The sequence below is a fragment of the Aquaspirillum serpens DSM 68 genome, from assembly GCF_000420525.1.
GTDB lineage: Bacteria > Pseudomonadota > Gammaproteobacteria > Burkholderiales > Aquaspirillaceae > Aquaspirillum > Aquaspirillum serpens.
Map to the genome: position 1 here is coordinate 1 of NZ_ATVC01000003.1, position 16,120 is coordinate 16,120.

Consider the following 16,120-nt stretch of genomic DNA (forward strand, 5'->3'; position numbering starts at 1 on the left):
GCCTTCTGCTGCCGTGTTGCACCTTTGGTGATCTGAATGTTTACGTACGGCATGGAATTGCCGAAAAAAAAGATTGCGAAACAAATAACGTAGGGGGGATAAGCGTAGCGCATCCACTCCCCAAACAAATTTTTTATACAATAACATCAAAACCAGAGTGATTTGGTGGATGCGCTACGCTTATCCACCCTACAAAACTGCAGCAAATGGTTAGGTGGTCTCTATTGCATCTTCGATAGAGATACCAGCGATTTCCAGCCGCACCAGGATTGAGCCTGTTTCAGAATCCCAATCATTCGGCATGGTGTGTTTATGTAGTTTATCCACTGCTCTAGCCTGCTCGGTTGATATGTAGGCAATGCGCAGGAGGCGTCCTATCATCGTCGCCACTTCATTAGGTTGCTGCCCTCGCCAGTACATATCGAATGCCAGATTGCGTATGTATGCGCATGGAACAACGTGCTCACGATAGGTTCTCCCGGGCGCCTTTCGATTAAGCTCTATGTATTCGTTGTTAATGAGCGTATCAAAGACCCTGGAGTGAACGGCCACAGATCGTGGGTTATTGTCCTTCTGCTCCTCCCAAAACGAATACAGAACATCTGCGGCCCGCTGGAATGCTCTCAGCCTTAGTTCGTGTCGAGAGAACGCCATCAAGATCTCCTAACTTTGTTTTAGGGCGACTGCCCTGCTGTGCAACATCGTTCCTGCTCATAATATCCAACATCGCTTGCTGCACGGATGTGCAGCCAATGTAGGGTGGATAAGCGTAGCACATCCACCCCCAAACAAATTTTTTATACAACATCAAAACCGGCGTCTTCAATCACGGCGTGCAACTGTGCCAATGACACTTGCGACAAATCCGCCTCGACAACGGCTTCACCACGTTCGTGACTGACTTCAACTTGGCTGACACCCGCCACAGCAGCTAACAACCCCTGCAAACGCTTCGAACACCCACCACACGTCATACCCTCAACCCGAACACGAATTTGTTCCATCTTTGATTCCCCATCATGAAATTAACGAAACCGTTTCAAACGCAAGGCATTGGTCAAAACAGAAATCGAGCTCAACGCCATTGCTGCCCCTGCCAGCACCGGATTTAACAAACCAAACGCTGCCAGCGGAATACCCAGCACATTGTAGATAAATGCAAAAAACAGATTTTGACGAATGGTAAGCAATGTGGCTTGAGATAGGCGAATCGCGTCGAGGATATGTTGAATATCACCTTGCACTAAAGTGACATCCGCCGTTTCCATCGCAATATCACTGCCACTGCCCATCGCAAAACTGACATCAGCCATCGCCAAAGCAGGCGCATCATTCACACCATCCCCCACCATCGCCACCACCTGATTTTGTTGCTGTGCTTGTTGTACCCAATCCGCTTTTTGGGCAGGGGTTAAAGCAGCGTGAACTTGACTTGCAGCCATGCCTGCCTGTGCTGCAATCGCCAAAGCGGTTTTTTCTTGATCGCCAGTGAGCATGTGAGTCTGCACCCCTTGTGCGGCCAGCTGTTGCAAAGTGTGTTTTACCTGCGGTTTCAGAGGATCGGCAAGACCGAGATAAGCCACGATCTCAGCATTTCGTGCCAACGCAATCACACTGCAACCTGCTTCTTGCCACGATTGCATCAAAGATAACGCCGGCGGCGTTGACATTAACCAGTGAGGACGGCCCAAAGCCCAATGGGTGTTTTGTTCATCATAAGCAGCAATCCCTTGTCCAATTGTCGTTTGCCACTCGCTCATCGGCTGTAGCCGCAGTTGACGTTGCTGTGCCTCGTGCAAAATCGCCGAAGCTAAGGGATGCGTGGCATTTTGCTCCAGTGACGCGGCAAGGGTGAAGACGGTGTTTTCATCTAAATCAGCAGCCAACACATGACAATGTTGCACCACCGGTTGCCCTAAAGTCAGCGTACCGGTTTTGTCGACCGCCAAGACGGCCACTTGGGCGGCGCGTTCGAGTGCAGCGGCATTACGAAATAAAATCCCGCGCTGTGCGCCTAGGCCGACTCCGACCATAATTGCCGCTGGTGTGGCTAAGCCCAGCGCACAGGGACACGCAATCACCAACACCGCCACCGCATGAATCAGCGCCTGTTCTAATTCGCCGGTAAAAAAAGCTGTCAATCCAAAAGTCAACAAAGCAATCACCACCACCACCGGCACAAAAATCGCCGACACCCGATCTGCCAATCCTTGAATAGGTGCTTTGGAACCTTGTGCTTCTGCCACACGGCGCACAATCGCTGCCAATTGCGTCTCACGACCAGCACGTTCAACCGCGATGGTTAAGTGACCCAATTGCACCCGAGTACCGGCAAAAACCTTATCTTGCTGTTGTTTTTCTACTGCCACGCTTTCACCGGTCAACAGCGATTCATCCAACGCAGCTTGTCCCGCCACGACCACACCATCCACCGGCAAGGTGTCGCCCTGAGCCACCAAGACCCGATCACCCGCCAATAAACTGGCAATCGGTAATTCTTGCACCATGCCATCCCGTTCAACCCGTGCTGTCGCCGGTGCCAGTTGCAACAGATGGTTCATCGCGGCCGTGGTTTGCCGCTTGGCGCGGGCTTCGAGGGTTTTACCCAGCAACACCAAGCTAATCACCATCGCCGAGGCTTCAAAATATAGCGCGTGGTGATGTGTTGCACCGCTCCACAACACCCAACTCGACCACAGCCATGCCATCGATGTCCCCAGCACCACCAAGACATCCATATTCGCCCCACCGCCGCGCAACGCTGCCCATGCACCACGATAAAAACGCCAACCGACAATAAATTGCACTGGCGTTGCCAATAACCATTGCCATAACGCAGGCACCACACCGTGATGCCCAACAAGCATCGCCACCATTTCAACAACGAATGGTGCAGTCAATAGCAATGCCAACCACAATATGCGCTGTTCTTGTGATGCGTGTTCTTGTGCAGCAGGGGCCGGCCAATCGTCTGCTTGTTCTTGTCCAGAGAAACCAGCACGCGCAATCGCAGCGGAGATTTGTTCGGGGGTGATGGGATGTTGGTCAGGAAAACGGACATGCGCCGTTTCATCAGCAAAATTGACATTCGCCTCAGCATTCGGCAAGCGGTTCAACACTTTCTCTAACCGCGCTGCACAAGCGGCACATGTCATGCCTTGAATGGAAAAATGTCGTACCGAGTAAGCCATATTAGTCCTGTTTTAAAATCGAATCGCCCAACCCATGATATTGGGTCACAGCCGCAGAGAGCACCCGATCAGGCAGCATACCGATGATTTAATCAAAACCAGAACTGGTTTTTGCAGAAAACGGAACCACTCATTCGTTTGATAACACGCTAAAAGCCCATCCACTCGGCAATTAGCGGTTTAGGCTTGATTTTTTAATTAAAGGCTGAATTGGCAACAACAAAAAACCGCCCCACCCAATCAAGGATGCGGCGGTTTTTTTGATGGTGGTGTGACGGATACGGCGGTATCACCACATCCACCACACAACACGATTATACGCGTTCGAAAATCGCGGCAATCCCTTGGCCACCACCGATACACATGGTCACCAACGCATAACGACCGCCAATACGGTGCAGCTCATACAACGCTTTCACCGTCAGAATCGCACCAGTCGCGCCAATCGGATGACCCAATGCCACTGCCCCCCCATTTGGGTTCACTTTGGCAGGATCAAACTCACAACCGCGTGTGACACATAACGCTTGTGCAGCAAAGGCTTCATTTGATTCAATCACATCCAAATCATTCACTGACAGCCCTGCACGCTGCAAAGCACGCGCCACAGCAGGGATCGGGCCTTCACCCATGAAAGCAGGATCGACACCAGCAATCCCATACGACACCAAACGACCCAGCGGCTGGGCACTCGATTTTTTCGCGCCAGCGGCAGTTGCCAACACAATTGCAGCCGCGCCATCATTCAAGCTCGACGCATTACCCGCTGTCACAGAACCATCTTTCTTGAAAGCTGGGCGCAGTTTGGCCAATCCTTCAGCACTGATGTCACCGCGTGGGTGTTCGTCAGTATCAAACAATGTCGTGCCTTTGCGAGTGACTAATTCCACTGGCAAAATTTGCTCTTTGAAATGACCGGCAGCAATCGCAGCCACGGCGCGGCGATGTGATTCAACCGCAAACGCATCCTGCTCTTCACGGGAGAAACCCCACTTAGCTGCAATATTTTCTGCAGTAATCCCCATGTGGACGGTGTCAAATGGATCGGTCAATGCCCCGACCATCATATCCACCATTTTGCTATCCCCCATCCGAGCGCCCCAACGCGCAGCTGGCAATAAATAACCGGCACGGCTCATCGATTCAGCCCCACCAGCAATCGCCAACTCGGCATCACCCAGCGCCAGCATCTGCGCCGCAGAAACAATCGCCTGCATACCGGAACCGCACAGACGGTTCACGGTTAAGGCTTGCGACGCATGGCTCATACCACCGTTAAGGCATGACACACGAGACACATACATATCGCGAGCTTCAGTATGCAGCACATTACCAAACACACCGTGGTCGATGTCTTCTGCGGCAACACCAGCGCGTTTAATCGCTTCTTTCACTACCTGTGCACCCAGTTCGCTAGGTGCAAAGTCTTTCAAAGCACTACCATAGTCAGCAATGGCAGTACGCACACCAGACAGCACAAAAATTTCAGGCAACGTCATTTTTCTTATCCTTTACTTGACTTCTTCCCCGTTCTAAAGAACGGAGATTCCTTCTACAAGACGGCGAAGTCCCGCCGCAAGAATGTTTTTTGCAGCTTTGGTGATTGCACCGCATTCGCTGCAAACCTATTCTCTTATTCGCAAACTTGCCCTACCTTTCGGACTGCTGGTGGGTATTGCACCACAGCACGAACACGTTTGGGTTTGATAGGTTTTTTTAACACCACTCATTGCCTAATGGCTTTCTCCTTGAGCGGTGTCCCGTTATTGAAGCACAAAAGAAATGCCATTGATAGGCCGCTTTTAGCATCCGCGCGCTTGACCTCGGACTAAACTCCGAGACTTTCTGCACGTTCGAGTAAGGGTCATCGTTGAGCACGAGGGCTTAATTTAATGCATTTTTCGTTAAAACAGATACAAGTGTTTGTTCATGTCGCCCGTTATGAGAGCATTTCCCGCGCAGCGGAAAGCCTTGCCATGTCGCCTTCTGCGGTAAGTGGCGCACTGTGTGAATTAGAACGGCAGTTTTCGATTCAGTTATTTGACCGTGTAGGAAAACGCTTGCGCCTCAATGCCTTAGGCCATGCTTTACAGCCACAAGCAGAAGAATGGCTAGATCGCGCTGCCGCGCTTGAAGCCTTGATGAAAAGCCAAGATGCCTGTGGACCATTGGCAATTGGAGCAACCTTAACGTTGGGCAATTATTTGGTCACTGGGTTGGTGGCGGAGTATATGCAACAACATCCCGCCAGCCGTGTGAGCCTAGAAGTTGCTAACACTCGGCACATTGTTGAAAGAATGTTGTGTTTTGCCTTGGATGTCGCCCTGATTGAGGGTGAATGTCATCATCCTGAGCTGATAACAGAATCGTGGGGCGGGGACAGTTTGGAAATTTTTTGTGCGCCCGACCATCCTCTGGCCAAACAAGGACAGCTCTCACCACGCGATTTTGCTCGTGAAACGTGGATTGTGCGTGAAACCGGATCGGGTACCCGCGAGGCCTTTGATCGAGCGCGTGCCGCCCATCAATTACCCATTGCCATCCGCCTTGAGTTGGAACATACCGAAGGGATTAAACGTGCGGTGGAATCGGGGCTTGGGTTGGGGTGTGTGTCGGGATTGGCACTGCGTGAGGCGTTTCGGCGCGGCAGTCTGGTCAAGTTAGCGGCACCGTGGTTAGACCTACGACGGGAATTTTTATTGGTTTATCATCGCGATAAATACCTCACCCCCGCCCTGCAACATTTTCTTCGTTTATGTCGCGAATCGCTGGCACAAGGCTGTTTACAACGAGAAAGCCGCATTCCCTAATGCAATTAGCCCACTATGCCTAGTGCGTCGCAACACAGATTGCGTTAGGATTATGCGCCCTGCTTGACGCAGGTGAATGCCACGTTTTTTTACCTGACTTATTCGGAGTATTTCTCATGCAAGCGTGTTTACGAGGCTGGCTGGCTGTGACTGACCTGAACCCCTGCGCCCGAGCGACTGCGGCGCGAGCCGCCGCCCCGATGATGCTTGCCATGATGGCTATGCAGTGAATGCTGCGCCCACTTGGCGACAACGCAAACAACGTCGCCGTCCCCCTGTTTCTGTGGCAAAGAGTCCCACTCCTGCCACTGCTTTGATAAGGTCAGTCACTATGCAACCTATTTTGAAATCTAACAAACTGGCTAATGTTTGTTACGACATCCGTGGCCCAGTTTTGGCACGCGCCAAACAAATGGAAGAAGAAGGCCACCGTATCATCAAGCTCAATATCGGTAACCCTGCGCCATTTGGCTTTGAAGCACCCGAGGAAATTGTGGTCGATGTGATGCACAATTTGGGCGATGCGTCAGGGTATTCTGATTCAAAAGGCTTGTTTGCAGCACGCAAGGCCATCATGCACTACACCCAACAAAAAGGTATTGCGGGTGTGAAAATTGATGATATTTACATCGGCAATGGTGTGTCAGAACTGATTGTGATGGCAATGCAGGCGCTGTTAGACAGCGGTGATGAAGTGTTAGTCCCGTCGCCAGATTACCCTTTATGGACAGCGGCTATCAGCCTTGCCGGTGGCACCCCTCGGCACTATATCTGTGACGAAAATAATGGTTGGTTGCCCGATTTAGACGATATTCGCGGCAAAATCACCCCAAGCACCCGCGCCATTGTGTTAATCAACCCAAACAACCCAACAGGCGCTTTATATCCTGAATCTTTCCTGCGCGAAGTGGTGGAACTGGCGCGCCAGCACCAACTCATTGTGTATGCCGATGAGATTTACGACAAAGTGGTGTTTGATGGCCAAAAACATGTGTCGATTGCCAGCTTGGCCGATGATGTTTTATTTATCACGTTCAATGGCTTGTCGAAAAACTATCGGGCGTGTGGCTATCGTGCAGGGTGGATGGTTGTCTCTGGCGAGAAACGTCATGCCAAAGATTACATTGAAGGCCTGAATATGCTGGCCTCGATGCGTTTGTGCGCCAATGTGCCGGGGCAATTTGCCATTCAAACCGCACTCGGCGGTTATCAAAGCATTGACGATTTGGTTGCACCACAAGGGCGTTTGACTAAACAGCGCGATCTAGCATGGGAAATGCTCAATGCCATCCCAGGCGTGAGCTGTGTCAAACCGCAAGCCGCGTTGTATCTCTTCCCCCGTCTTGATCCCAAAATCTATCCGGTGGCGGATGATCAACAGCTGATTCTCGAATTTTTAGAAGCGGAAAAAGTTTTGCTGGTACAAGGCAGCGGCTTTAACTGGGCACAACCCGACCACTTCCGTGTGGTATTCCTGCCGAATGTCGATGATTTGCGCGATGCCCTGACCCGCCTGACCCGTTTCTTAGAACACTATCGCAAGCGCCACGGCACCGATACCGCCGTGAGCCACGCTTAATTTATTAACCTAGGATAGCTCGTTACTTTTAAGGAGATCGCGAGAAACAGAGTATGCACGGCATACTATGCTATCCCTCCCCGCTGACAGTCGGCGGGGCTTCTCGCGCACAAAATACTATGAAACCCATCCAAGTTGGCCTATTAGGCATCGGCACCGTTGGCGGTGGCACTTTTACTGTTTTGAATCGTAACCAAGAAGAAATCACCCGCCGCGCTGGCCGTCCTATTCAAATTACGATGGTGGCAGATAAAAACCTCGACCTCGCTCGTACCGTTGTCGGCGATGCCGCCACCATCACTGATGATGCGTTTGCTGTGGTGCGTGACCCGAATGTTGATATCGTGGTTGAGCTGATCGGTGGCTATGGCATTGCCAAAGAATTGGTGTTGGAAGCCATCCGCAATGGCAAACATGTGGTTACCGCCAACAAAGCGTTGTTGGCCGTACATGGCAATGAAATTTTTGCTGCTGCACGCGAAAAAGGCGTGACCGTGGCTTTTGAAGCCGCCGTTGCCGGTGGGATTCCTATCATTAAAGCGGTGCGTGAAGGCTTATCGGCCAACCGTATCCAATGGATCGCCGGCATCATCAACGGCACCACCAACTTTATTTTGTCGGAAATGCGCGACAAAGGCTTGTCGTTTAATGAAGTGTTAGCTGAAGCCCAACGCTTGGGCTATGCCGAAGCCGATCCAACTTTCGACGTTGAAGGGGTTGATGCTGCACATAAAATCACCCTGCTGTCGGCTTTGGCTTTTGGTACGCCGGTGCAATTTAACCAAGCCCATATCGAAGGCATCACGTCGCTGAAAGCGGAAGATATTCGCTATGCAGAACAATTAGGCTATCGCATTAAATTGTTAGGCATCACTCGCCGTACCGAAGCCGGTGTCGAGTTGCGTGTTCACCCCACCTTAGTGCCAGAAAAACGCCTGATTGCCAATGTTGAAGGGGCGATGAATGCGGTGTTGGTACAAGCGGATGCCGTTGGCGCCACCTTGTATTACGGTAAAGGGGCAGGGGCAGAGCCAACCGCCAGTGCAGTGATTGCTGATTTGGTGGACGTGACTCGCTTACATACCGCCGACCCAGAACACCGTGTGCCACACTTGGCCTTCCAACCCGATCAATTGGCTGAATTGCCTATTCTGCCTATCGGTGAAGTGGAAACCGCTTACTACTTGCGTTTATCCGTCGAAGACAAGCCCGGTGTCTTGGCTGATGTAACGCGCATTTTGGCCGATCACAGCATCAGTATCGACGCCATGTTGCAGCGTGAACCAGCGGAAGGCGCTGATCAGGCAGATATCATTATTCTGACTCATCGCACGTTCGAAAAACACATGAGTGCCGCACTCGAGAAAATCACTGCCTTGTCAGTGGTGCGTGGTGATGTCACTCGTCTGCGTTTGGAGGCATTAGGTTAATGCGTTATCTCTCGACTCGCGGTCAATCACCGGCCCAATCTTTTTCTGATATTTTGCTCGGTGGTCTCGCCCCAGATGGCGGGTTATACCTGCCAGAGCAGTATCCACAGGTCACCGCCGAGCAGTTAGCGGCTTGGCGTCAGCTGTCGTATGCTGACTTGGCATTTGAAATTCTGAGCCTGTTTGCAACCGATATCCCTGCAGCAGACTTGCGCGACATTTGCCAACGCACCTACCGCGCCGAGGTGTATGGCTATGCCCGACAGCCAGAAAAAGCAGCCGATATCACCCCCATCACTTGGTTAAAAGAGGGCATTGGGTTACTCGAATTATCGAATGGCCCTACGCTGGCCTTTAAAGACATGGCCATGCAGTTGCTTGGCAATTTGTTTGAATATGTGTTGGCCAAACGTGGCGAGGAAATCAATATCCTCGGTGCAACCTCCGGTGACACAGGCTCGGCAGCAGAATATGCCATGCGCGGCAAACGTGGTGTGCGTGTGTTTATGTTGTCTCCACACGGCAAAATGAGCGCCTTCCAACGGGCACAGATGTATTCCTTGCAAGATGAAAACATCTTTAACATTGCCGTGGAAGGGATGTTTGACGATGCGCAAGACATCGTCAAAGCAGTGTCAAACGATCACGCCTTCAAAGCACGTTATAAAATCGGCGCGGTGAATTCGATTAACTGGGGGCGGATTGCGGCACAGGTGGTGTATTACTTTAAAGGCTATTTTGCCGCCACCCAAGATAACAGCCAGCAAGTTGCCTTCTGTGTACCTTCGGGTAACTTTGGCAATATCTGTGCCGGCCATATCGCCCGCATGATGGGGCTGCCGATTGGTAAGCTGATTTTGGCAACCAACGAAAACGATGTGTTAGATGAGTTCTTTAAATCGGGAGCCTATCGTCCGCGTGGAACGGCAGAAACCTTCGTCACCTCTAGCCCTTCGATGGATATTTCCAAGGCCTCGAACTTCGAGCGTTTTGTGTTCGATTTAGTCGGCCGCAATCCAGCACGCTTGGCGGAATTGTGGCAGCAGGTGGATCAGGGTGGGTTTGATCTCAGCAGCAGTCCAGAATGGGCACAGTTGGAGCAATTTGCCTTTGTTTCGGGGAAGAGCAGCCACGCCGATCGTTTAGCCACGATTCGCAGTGTGTTTGCTTCGGATGGTTTGATGATCGACACCCATACCGCAGATGGTATCAAGGTCGCTCGTGAAATCGCGGTAACGGGGATGCCGGTGTTGGTGTTGGAAACGGCACAGGCGGTGAAGTTTGCCGAGACGATTCAAGAAGCTCTACAACAAAGCCCCGCCGCACCACAAGGGTTGGCTGATTTAGAAACATTGCCCCAGCGTATCACAGTCATGCCGGCAGATGTCGAACAGGTGAAACAATTTATTGTTGCCCATAGCGAATAGTCGCCAATCAACAGGCAAACTGTTACACTGCCCTTGATGATTTGAGTCTTATCCGCCCACCGTTTTGCGGTGGGCGTTTTCTTTTTTTGCTGACCTCGCTTCAATCCTGAAGCAGGGCAGAGTGTGAGGAGCTATTTTATGTCTACCCCCCCTTCTCTGATTTTGTCCAGCCTTGATGTGTTGCGTTTGGAAAAGCTGTTACAAAACGCCGAGTGGCGACACAGCCCAGCCGCCGTTGCCTTAGAGGCAGAAATTGATCGGGCGGATATTGTCGATCCACAAGAGATCCCTGCCGGTGTTGTAACGATGAATTCGCGTGTCCGCTTATTGAACATCAGCACTGGGCAAGAGATGAATTATACCCTTGTCTATCCGCAAGATGGTGGTGAGGGATGTTTGTCAGTATTAGCGCCCGTTGGCTCGGCATTACTTGGTTTGTCAGTCGGGCAAGAGATTGATTGGCCGTTACCCTCTGGCAATACACATCGAATTAAGGTGTTGGATGTGTTGTATCAACCAGAGGCAGCAGGGGAATTCACGCGGTAGCCTTAGTGGGATTTGCATGAGCAGGGTTTAAAATTTAATTGACCTCTTCCCCGCCCTCTCGCTTTCGCTCGCCAGTCTTGAGACTGGGAAGGACGGGTCCGAAAATTGCGGTGGGGGCGAGGCAGTGGCTAAGCTGCGTTCCAGTCTAGGTTTAACGCAAATGGAATTTGCTGCAAAATTTTGTATTAGGTTAGGTACGCTTCGTCATTGGGAGCGCGGAGATCGAAAACCACATGGCCCTGCGCTTGCATTACTGCATGTCGTAGCCAAAGAACCCCAAGCCGTTCTACGGGCCTTAAGCTAATCACTCACTTCGCCGTCTGGCAGCAGGAATCCCCGCTCTTTAGAACGGGGAGGAAATCAACTATCAACCTAACCAAATAACACCGTATCATGCCTTCAGGTCAATACTTTTTCCATTAGCCAGTTGATTACCCAACTCATATGTCCAACGGTTTCCTGAAATTACTTCTGCAGTGCGTTTCTCTGCCATTCCCATTTCCCCTTTGATTCTTTCCCTTTCTTTTTGTATTTCCTCCAACGTCAAAAGATTTGCAGATGTTGCTGTTTCCGTTGCTGCAGCAGGCACTAGGGTAGGACGCTCTTGCGAGGAGCGGGGATCACTCAGATTGGCACGTAGTTGATCTACTTTCTTGATCGCATCATTCAAACGGGTCGCTGTATCAGCAGGGTTACTACTCGAAGGGTCTGTCACTGTTAAGTCATAGACACCTTTAACAATTTCACTCGTCGAGGCAACAGCAGAGAACACAGCAGCGCCAAAGGTAGACTGTTCATTCGCATTAAACGAACCATCGAATAACTTGGTGCCGTTGTAACTGGTGTTTGTCACAACTCGCTTAATATCGTCTTGTAACTGGACTAGTTCTTTTTGAACCGCCTCACGATCATTAGAAGTTGTACTGGAATTGGTAGTTTGTACCAACTTAAGCATACCTTGCAGGTTGTCACTAATCTCTTTCAAACCGCCTTCTGCGGTTGATGACAAAGCAATCTCAGAGTTACGGCTATTATTTCTTTGTTGATTGATAGCATTCTGAATAGTGGCCGTAGAATCCTTACCGATATTTGCTGCCATGCGTGCAACTAGTTTGTCTGAGTTGGTTCTGTCAGATTGTGCGGTTGCTTCGGCAATCGAACGTTGTTGACGGAGAAGATCGTTAGTAATACGCATAGATGGCATCCTTAGTTTTACAGTTGGTGTTAGTTAAATGGTAAGATTAAGACATAAAAATTATTTATACAATAAAAAATACATTTAAATTCTGATTCCGTAGATTACGCCGTCCCAACAAAGCTAACATCACCAAACGATGCATCAAAAAAAAAGTGGCCGTACATCCGGCCACTTTTCCCATCCAACATCTCTACTCATCAAGACGCTTTAATTTGTAACAATGCCTCAACCCCTGCTTGATCCCACGTCCCCTGCCGGACTTTAAGATACGCCACGTCTTCAGCCGCAATCACCACCGCCTCACATACCCCCTCAAAACGCGCCAACTGCGCTGACAAAGCCGCCGCATTCCCTTGCCAATGACGCGCAATAAAATCAGGATCGATATGATACAACTGAGTTCGCACCGCAGGCGGTGGCGTCATACGGATAGCAAGTAACAACCAAATCACCATCAATACCGCACAAAACGCAAACGTCCCACTGCTGCCATACCAACCATATAACGCCCCCCCGACACTGGCCCCGACAAACAAGCCCAACGATTGACCCGTGTTATATACACCAATCGCCGTTCCCTTTGCCTCGGCAGGGGCAATTTTAGACACCAAAGAGGGTAAAGTCGCTTCTAAGATATTGAAAGCAATAAAATATAATGCCAACGCCGCCACAATCGCCGCAAAGCTATCTAACCACAACGCCATACTGATTTGTGCAATACACATCAAACTAATGGCAAACACAAAAACCTGTTTCAAACGGTGCTTTTTCTCACCGTAGATAATCGCCGGCACCATCAACACAAAACCCAGCACCACCACGGGCAAATAGACCTGCCAATGATGATCATGATCTAAACCGCCGGTTTTCGTTAACAAAAACGGAATCACTACAAACATCGCCATTTGTGCCGCATGTAGCGCAAAAATCCCAAAGTTCAGACGCAACAACTCACGATTGCGCAACACAGCAGGTAAGCGTGCTGGCGAGGCTTCGGCATCAGAATGAAAACGGGTCGCCACTGGATTAGGAATAATCCAATACACCCCAAGCAGCGCAAACACACACAACACCGCTGTCAGCAGAAAAATACCGGGGACGCCAATATAGCGGGTGAGCAACGGGCCCAATACCAAACTAAAGGCAAACGTCAGGCCAATCGTCATCCCAATCATTGCCATAGCGCGGGTGCGGTTTTCTTCACGGGTCAGATCAGCCAATAACGCAGTAATCACGGCTGAAATCGCCCCTGCCCCTTGAATCACGCGCCCCACTGTCAACCACACCACATCCGGCGCCCATGCAGCAATTAAGCTGCCGATGGCAAACAGGATTAAACCGAGATAAATCAGCGGTTTGCGGCCAATATGATCCGACCACATCCCAAAGGGCAATTGCAACAAAGCTTGGGTCAGGCCATAGCTGCCTAATGCCAGCCCGATCCACAGCGGTTCATCACCGCCCGGAAGGGTGTGGGCATATAAGGCAAACACCGGCAAAATCAAAAACATCCCTAACATACGCAGGGCGTATAAGCCTGCGAGTCCTAGACTGGCGCGCAGTTCAAGTGCGGTCATGCGATTGATCGTTCCATAAAAAGAGAAAGCCACCACCAAAGGTGGTGTGCTTTCGTGGTGGGTTATCACTGTTTCCTTGTGGCTTACGACACAGCTAATACCCGTTGACGGCGGCTTTCAGCCAACACCATGCCGCTGGCCACCGAGACATTTAGACTTTCAACAGAGCCAAACATCGGAATCGATACCAGTACATCACAGGTTTCACGCGTCAGCCGGCGCATTCCTTCGCCTTCAGCCCCCATCACCCAAGCCAATGGGCCGGTATGTTGGAAATGGAATAGATCGGTGCTCGCTTCCATTGCGGTACCAGCAATCCACACGCCAGCCTCTTTTAGCTCGCGCAAAGTACGCGCCAAATTGGTTACTGTGATATATGGCACAACTTCCGCTGCGCCACATGCCACCTTACTCACCGTGGCATTCAGCCCAGCTGAACGATCTTTTGGCGCAATCACAGCATGAGCGCCCATTGCATCGGCAACACGCAAACATGCCCCCAGATTATGAGGATCGGTAACGCCGTCTAGTACCAATAACAGAGGGGCTTCTTGCAGGTTTTCCAGCACATCGTCCAAAGTCAAATAATGGCGGCGGGGATCAATCTGTGCGACAACGCCTTGATGACGTGCATGGCCGGTCATGCCATCTAAACGCGCATTATCGAGGTAATGCAGCCGCACCCCAGCCCGTTCCGCCTGTGCAATGGTTTCTTGCATCCGGCTATCGTGACGACCATTGGCACAATAGAGTTCAATAATACTGTCGGGGTTTTGAAATAAACGGGCATTCACTGCATGAAAGCCGTGAATCAGTTGAGTGGGACGAGACACAGAGCAACTTTCTTTGATATGCGCGAGCGGGCGTTATCCTCACACTCGCGCCAGCACAGGATTAGTGCGGATGATGAGCAACAACAGTGGAATGCAATAGCTTATCGGTGTAGGCAATGGCTGCCGCCGAGAGTAAAAAAGCTAAGTGCAAGAACAACTGCCATTTTATCGTATGCTCATCCAAGCGAGAAGCATTGATAAAGGTTTGCAATAAGTGAATAGAAGAAATCGAAATAATCGCCATCGACAATTTCACTTTTAATACCGAGGCGTTCACATGATCTAACCATTCTGGTTGATCGGGATGGTTATCCACCCGCAACCTTGAGACAAAGGTTTCATAGCCCCCGACGGTGACCATCAACAACAGATTGGCAATCATCACCACGTCGATCAATGCCAACACCGTCAACATGATTTCTGTTTCCGTGAGCACATCGAGCTGGGTAAGTAGGTGATAGAGCTGGCTGAGAAATTTCCAAGCGTAAACGCCCTGCACCACAATCAAACCTAAATAAATCGGTAGTTGTAACCAGCGACTCCAAAAAATCAGTGCGGCAACTTTCCCTTTTACCCCTTCTTGCTGATACACCGGTACAGCGGTGCGTTGTCCTTCGGATGGTGTCATGCTGAATTCCTAATGGTGAAACAAAATCGATTACAAACCTAAGCGCTGGCAGATAGTAGAGACAGTGCCTGCCTGATTCAAGGTATAGAAATGCAAACCTGGTGCGCCTTGGCTTAATAAGCGATCACACAGTGCACTGATGACATCCAACCCTAATGCACGAATCGAAGCCGTATCATCGGCATACGATTGCAATTTCAAGCGTAACCAACGTGGAATCTCTGCACCGCAGGTATCAGAGAAACGCGCTAATTGACTAAAGTTATTGATTGGCATAATCCCCGGCACAATCGGGATATTCACCCCAAGAGCTTGCACTTCATCAACAAAGGCAAAGTAAGCATCGGCATTAAAAAAGTATTGGGTAATCGCAGAATCAGCCCCAGCCTCGACTTTACGCACAAAGTTACGAATGTCGGCATGGGCGGTGGTCGCTTGTGGGTGGTATTCAGGATAAGCCGCCACTTCAATATGGAAATGAGTACCATGCTGTTCACGAATAAAACTGACTAATTCATTGGCATAGCGAAACTCGCCAAACGTCCCCATCCCTGACGGAATGTCGCCGCGCAACGCCACAATATGGCGGATGCCATGCTGACGATACTCTTGCAAGATGGCACTGATATTTTCACGGGTAGAACCAATACAAGACAAATGTGGCGCAGCAGCCAGACCTTCGCTACGAATGTCCAACACCGCCGCCAATGTCCCATCTCGCGTGGTACCACCCGCACCAAAAGTAACAGAGAAAAAAGCCGGTTGAAACTGTGCCAGCTGTTGCCGTGTGGTGCGAAGTTTGGTCATCCCCTCAGGGGTTTTTGGCGGAAAAAATTCAAAACTGATAGTGGGTTTGGTTTGGCTCATCAATAGATCCCCCGACAGCGATTTGATTAAAAAA

At 50.5% G+C, this 16,120-nt stretch carries 15 protein-coding genes; 6 read left to right on the plus strand and 9 right to left on the minus strand.

The features are described 5' to 3' along the window. Positions 1 to 210 precede the first annotated feature (210 nt). The 4 genes from G465_RS0100900 to G465_RS0100915 form a co-directional block, all read right to left on the minus strand. Entirely contained in the window at positions 211 to 654 is a 444-nt protein-coding gene (locus G465_RS0100900; RefSeq protein WP_022652594.1) for a hypothetical protein, read from the minus strand. Between the two features lie 143 nt (positions 655 to 797). Next, positions 798 to 1,004, minus strand: a complete 207-nt coding sequence (locus G465_RS0100905) for a heavy-metal-associated domain-containing protein (RefSeq protein WP_022652595.1) — start codon at positions 1,002 to 1,004, stop codon at positions 798 to 800. Positions 1,005 to 1,025: 21 nt separating this feature from the next. Next, on the minus strand, positions 1,026 to 3,191 hold the full coding sequence (locus G465_RS0100910) for a heavy metal translocating P-type ATPase (protein ID WP_022652596.1): 2,166 nt from the start codon (positions 3,189 to 3,191) through the stop codon (positions 1,026 to 1,028). 314 nt (positions 3,192 to 3,505) lie between these two features. Next, positions 3,506 to 4,690 carry an acetyl-CoA C-acyltransferase family protein gene (locus tag G465_RS0100915; protein WP_022652597.1) on the minus strand — a complete coding sequence of 395 codons (1,185 nt, stop codon included), beginning with the start codon at positions 4,688 to 4,690 and terminating at the stop codon, positions 3,506 to 3,508. Positions 4,691 to 5,083: 393 nt separating this feature from the next. Here G465_RS0100915 and G465_RS0100925 point away from each other — a divergent pair, with 393 nt between their 5' ends. From G465_RS0100925 to G465_RS16305, 6 genes are all read left to right on the plus strand, one after another. Next, entirely contained in the window at positions 5,084 to 6,001 is a 918-nt protein-coding gene (locus G465_RS0100925) for a LysR substrate-binding domain-containing protein (protein ID WP_022652599.1), read from the plus strand. A 331-nt stretch (positions 6,002 to 6,332) separates the two neighbouring features. Further along, complete coding sequence (locus tag G465_RS0100930; protein WP_022652600.1) at positions 6,333 to 7,580, plus strand: pyridoxal phosphate-dependent aminotransferase; 1,248 nt, start codon at positions 6,333 to 6,335, stop codon at positions 7,578 to 7,580. A gap of 119 nt (positions 7,581 to 7,699) precedes the next feature. Then, complete coding sequence (locus G465_RS0100935; protein ID WP_022652601.1) at positions 7,700 to 9,010, plus strand: homoserine dehydrogenase; 1,311 nt, start codon at positions 7,700 to 7,702, stop codon at positions 9,008 to 9,010. Next, complete coding sequence (thrC, locus tag G465_RS0100940) at positions 9,010 to 10,437, plus strand: threonine synthase (RefSeq protein WP_022652602.1); 1,428 nt, start codon at positions 9,010 to 9,012, stop codon at positions 10,435 to 10,437. Before G465_RS0100935 ends, thrC begins: the two co-directional genes overlap by 1 nt. A 138-nt stretch (positions 10,438 to 10,575) precedes the next feature. Further along, positions 10,576 to 10,983, plus strand: coding sequence for a nucleoside diphosphate kinase regulator (gene rnk / locus G465_RS0100945; RefSeq protein ID WP_022652603.1), 408 nt, complete (start codon positions 10,576 to 10,578; stop codon positions 10,981 to 10,983). Positions 10,984 to 11,107: 124 nt separating this feature from the next. Beyond that, positions 11,108 to 11,287 (plus strand): helix-turn-helix domain-containing protein, encoded by a 180-nt coding sequence (locus G465_RS16305; RefSeq protein ID WP_281166760.1) that lies wholly within the window; start codon positions 11,108 to 11,110, stop codon positions 11,285 to 11,287. An 87-nt stretch (positions 11,288 to 11,374) separates the two neighbouring features. Here G465_RS16305 and G465_RS0100950 read toward each other — a convergent pair whose 3' ends face one another. The 5 genes from G465_RS0100950 to metF form a co-directional block, all read right to left on the minus strand. Further along, positions 11,375 to 12,178, minus strand: a complete 804-nt coding sequence (locus tag G465_RS0100950; RefSeq protein ID WP_022652604.1) for a flagellin N-terminal helical domain-containing protein — start codon at positions 12,176 to 12,178, stop codon at positions 11,375 to 11,377. Between the two features lie 200 nt (positions 12,179 to 12,378). After that, a complete protein-coding gene (locus tag G465_RS0100960; protein WP_027405051.1) occupies positions 12,379 to 13,758 on the minus strand; it encodes an MFS transporter in 1,380 nt (459 codons plus the stop codon). Between the two features lie 83 nt (positions 13,759 to 13,841). Next, a complete protein-coding gene (gene rlmB / locus G465_RS0100965; protein ID WP_022652607.1) occupies positions 13,842 to 14,591 on the minus strand; it encodes a 23S rRNA (guanosine(2251)-2'-O)-methyltransferase RlmB in 750 nt (249 codons plus the stop codon). A 61-nt stretch (positions 14,592 to 14,652) separates the two neighbouring features. Continuing rightward, positions 14,653 to 15,219, minus strand: coding sequence for a TIGR00645 family protein (locus G465_RS0100970; protein WP_022652608.1), 567 nt, complete (start codon positions 15,217 to 15,219; stop codon positions 14,653 to 14,655). Between the two features lie 30 nt (positions 15,220 to 15,249). Continuing rightward, positions 15,250 to 16,086, minus strand: coding sequence for a methylenetetrahydrofolate reductase [NAD(P)H] (gene metF / locus G465_RS0100975; RefSeq protein ID WP_022652609.1), 837 nt, complete (start codon positions 16,084 to 16,086; stop codon positions 15,250 to 15,252). Positions 16,087 to 16,120: the final 34 nt, after the last annotated feature.

Bases quoted from the DNA above. Each gene is read 5' to 3' on its own strand.
- G465_RS0100900 (WP_022652594.1), bottom strand. From the start codon at position 654: ATGGCGTTCTCTCGACACGAACTAAGGCTGAGAGCATTCCAGCGGGCC.
- G465_RS0100905 (WP_022652595.1), bottom strand. From the start codon at position 1,004: ATGGAACAAATTCGTGTTCGGGTTGAGGGTATGACGTGTGGTGGGTGT.
- G465_RS0100910 (WP_022652596.1), bottom strand. From the start codon at position 3,191: ATGGCTTACTCGGTACGACATTTTTCCATTCAAGGCATGACATGTGCC.
- G465_RS0100915 (WP_022652597.1), bottom strand. From the start codon at position 4,690: ATGACGTTGCCTGAAATTTTTGTGCTGTCTGGTGTGCGTACTGCCATT.
- G465_RS0100925 (WP_022652599.1), top strand. From the start codon at position 5,084: ATGCATTTTTCGTTAAAACAGATACAAGTGTTTGTTCATGTCGCCCGT.
- G465_RS0100930 (WP_022652600.1), top strand. From the start codon at position 6,333: ATGCAACCTATTTTGAAATCTAACAAACTGGCTAATGTTTGTTACGAC.
- G465_RS0100935 (WP_022652601.1), top strand. From the start codon at position 7,700: ATGAAACCCATCCAAGTTGGCCTATTAGGCATCGGCACCGTTGGCGGT.
- thrC (WP_022652602.1), top strand. From the start codon at position 9,010: ATGCGTTATCTCTCGACTCGCGGTCAATCACCGGCCCAATCTTTTTCT.
- rnk (WP_022652603.1), top strand. From the start codon at position 10,576: ATGTCTACCCCCCCTTCTCTGATTTTGTCCAGCCTTGATGTGTTGCGT.
- G465_RS0100950 (WP_022652604.1), bottom strand. From the start codon at position 12,178: ATGCGTATTACTAACGATCTTCTCCGTCAACAACGTTCGATTGCCGAA.
- G465_RS0100960 (WP_027405051.1), bottom strand. From the start codon at position 13,758: ATGACCGCACTTGAACTGCGCGCCAGTCTAGGACTCGCAGGCTTATAC.
- G465_RS0100970 (WP_022652608.1), bottom strand. From the start codon at position 15,219: ATGACACCATCCGAAGGACAACGCACCGCTGTACCGGTGTATCAGCAA.
- metF (WP_022652609.1), bottom strand. From the start codon at position 16,086: ATGAGCCAAACCAAACCCACTATCAGTTTTGAATTTTTTCCGCCAAAA.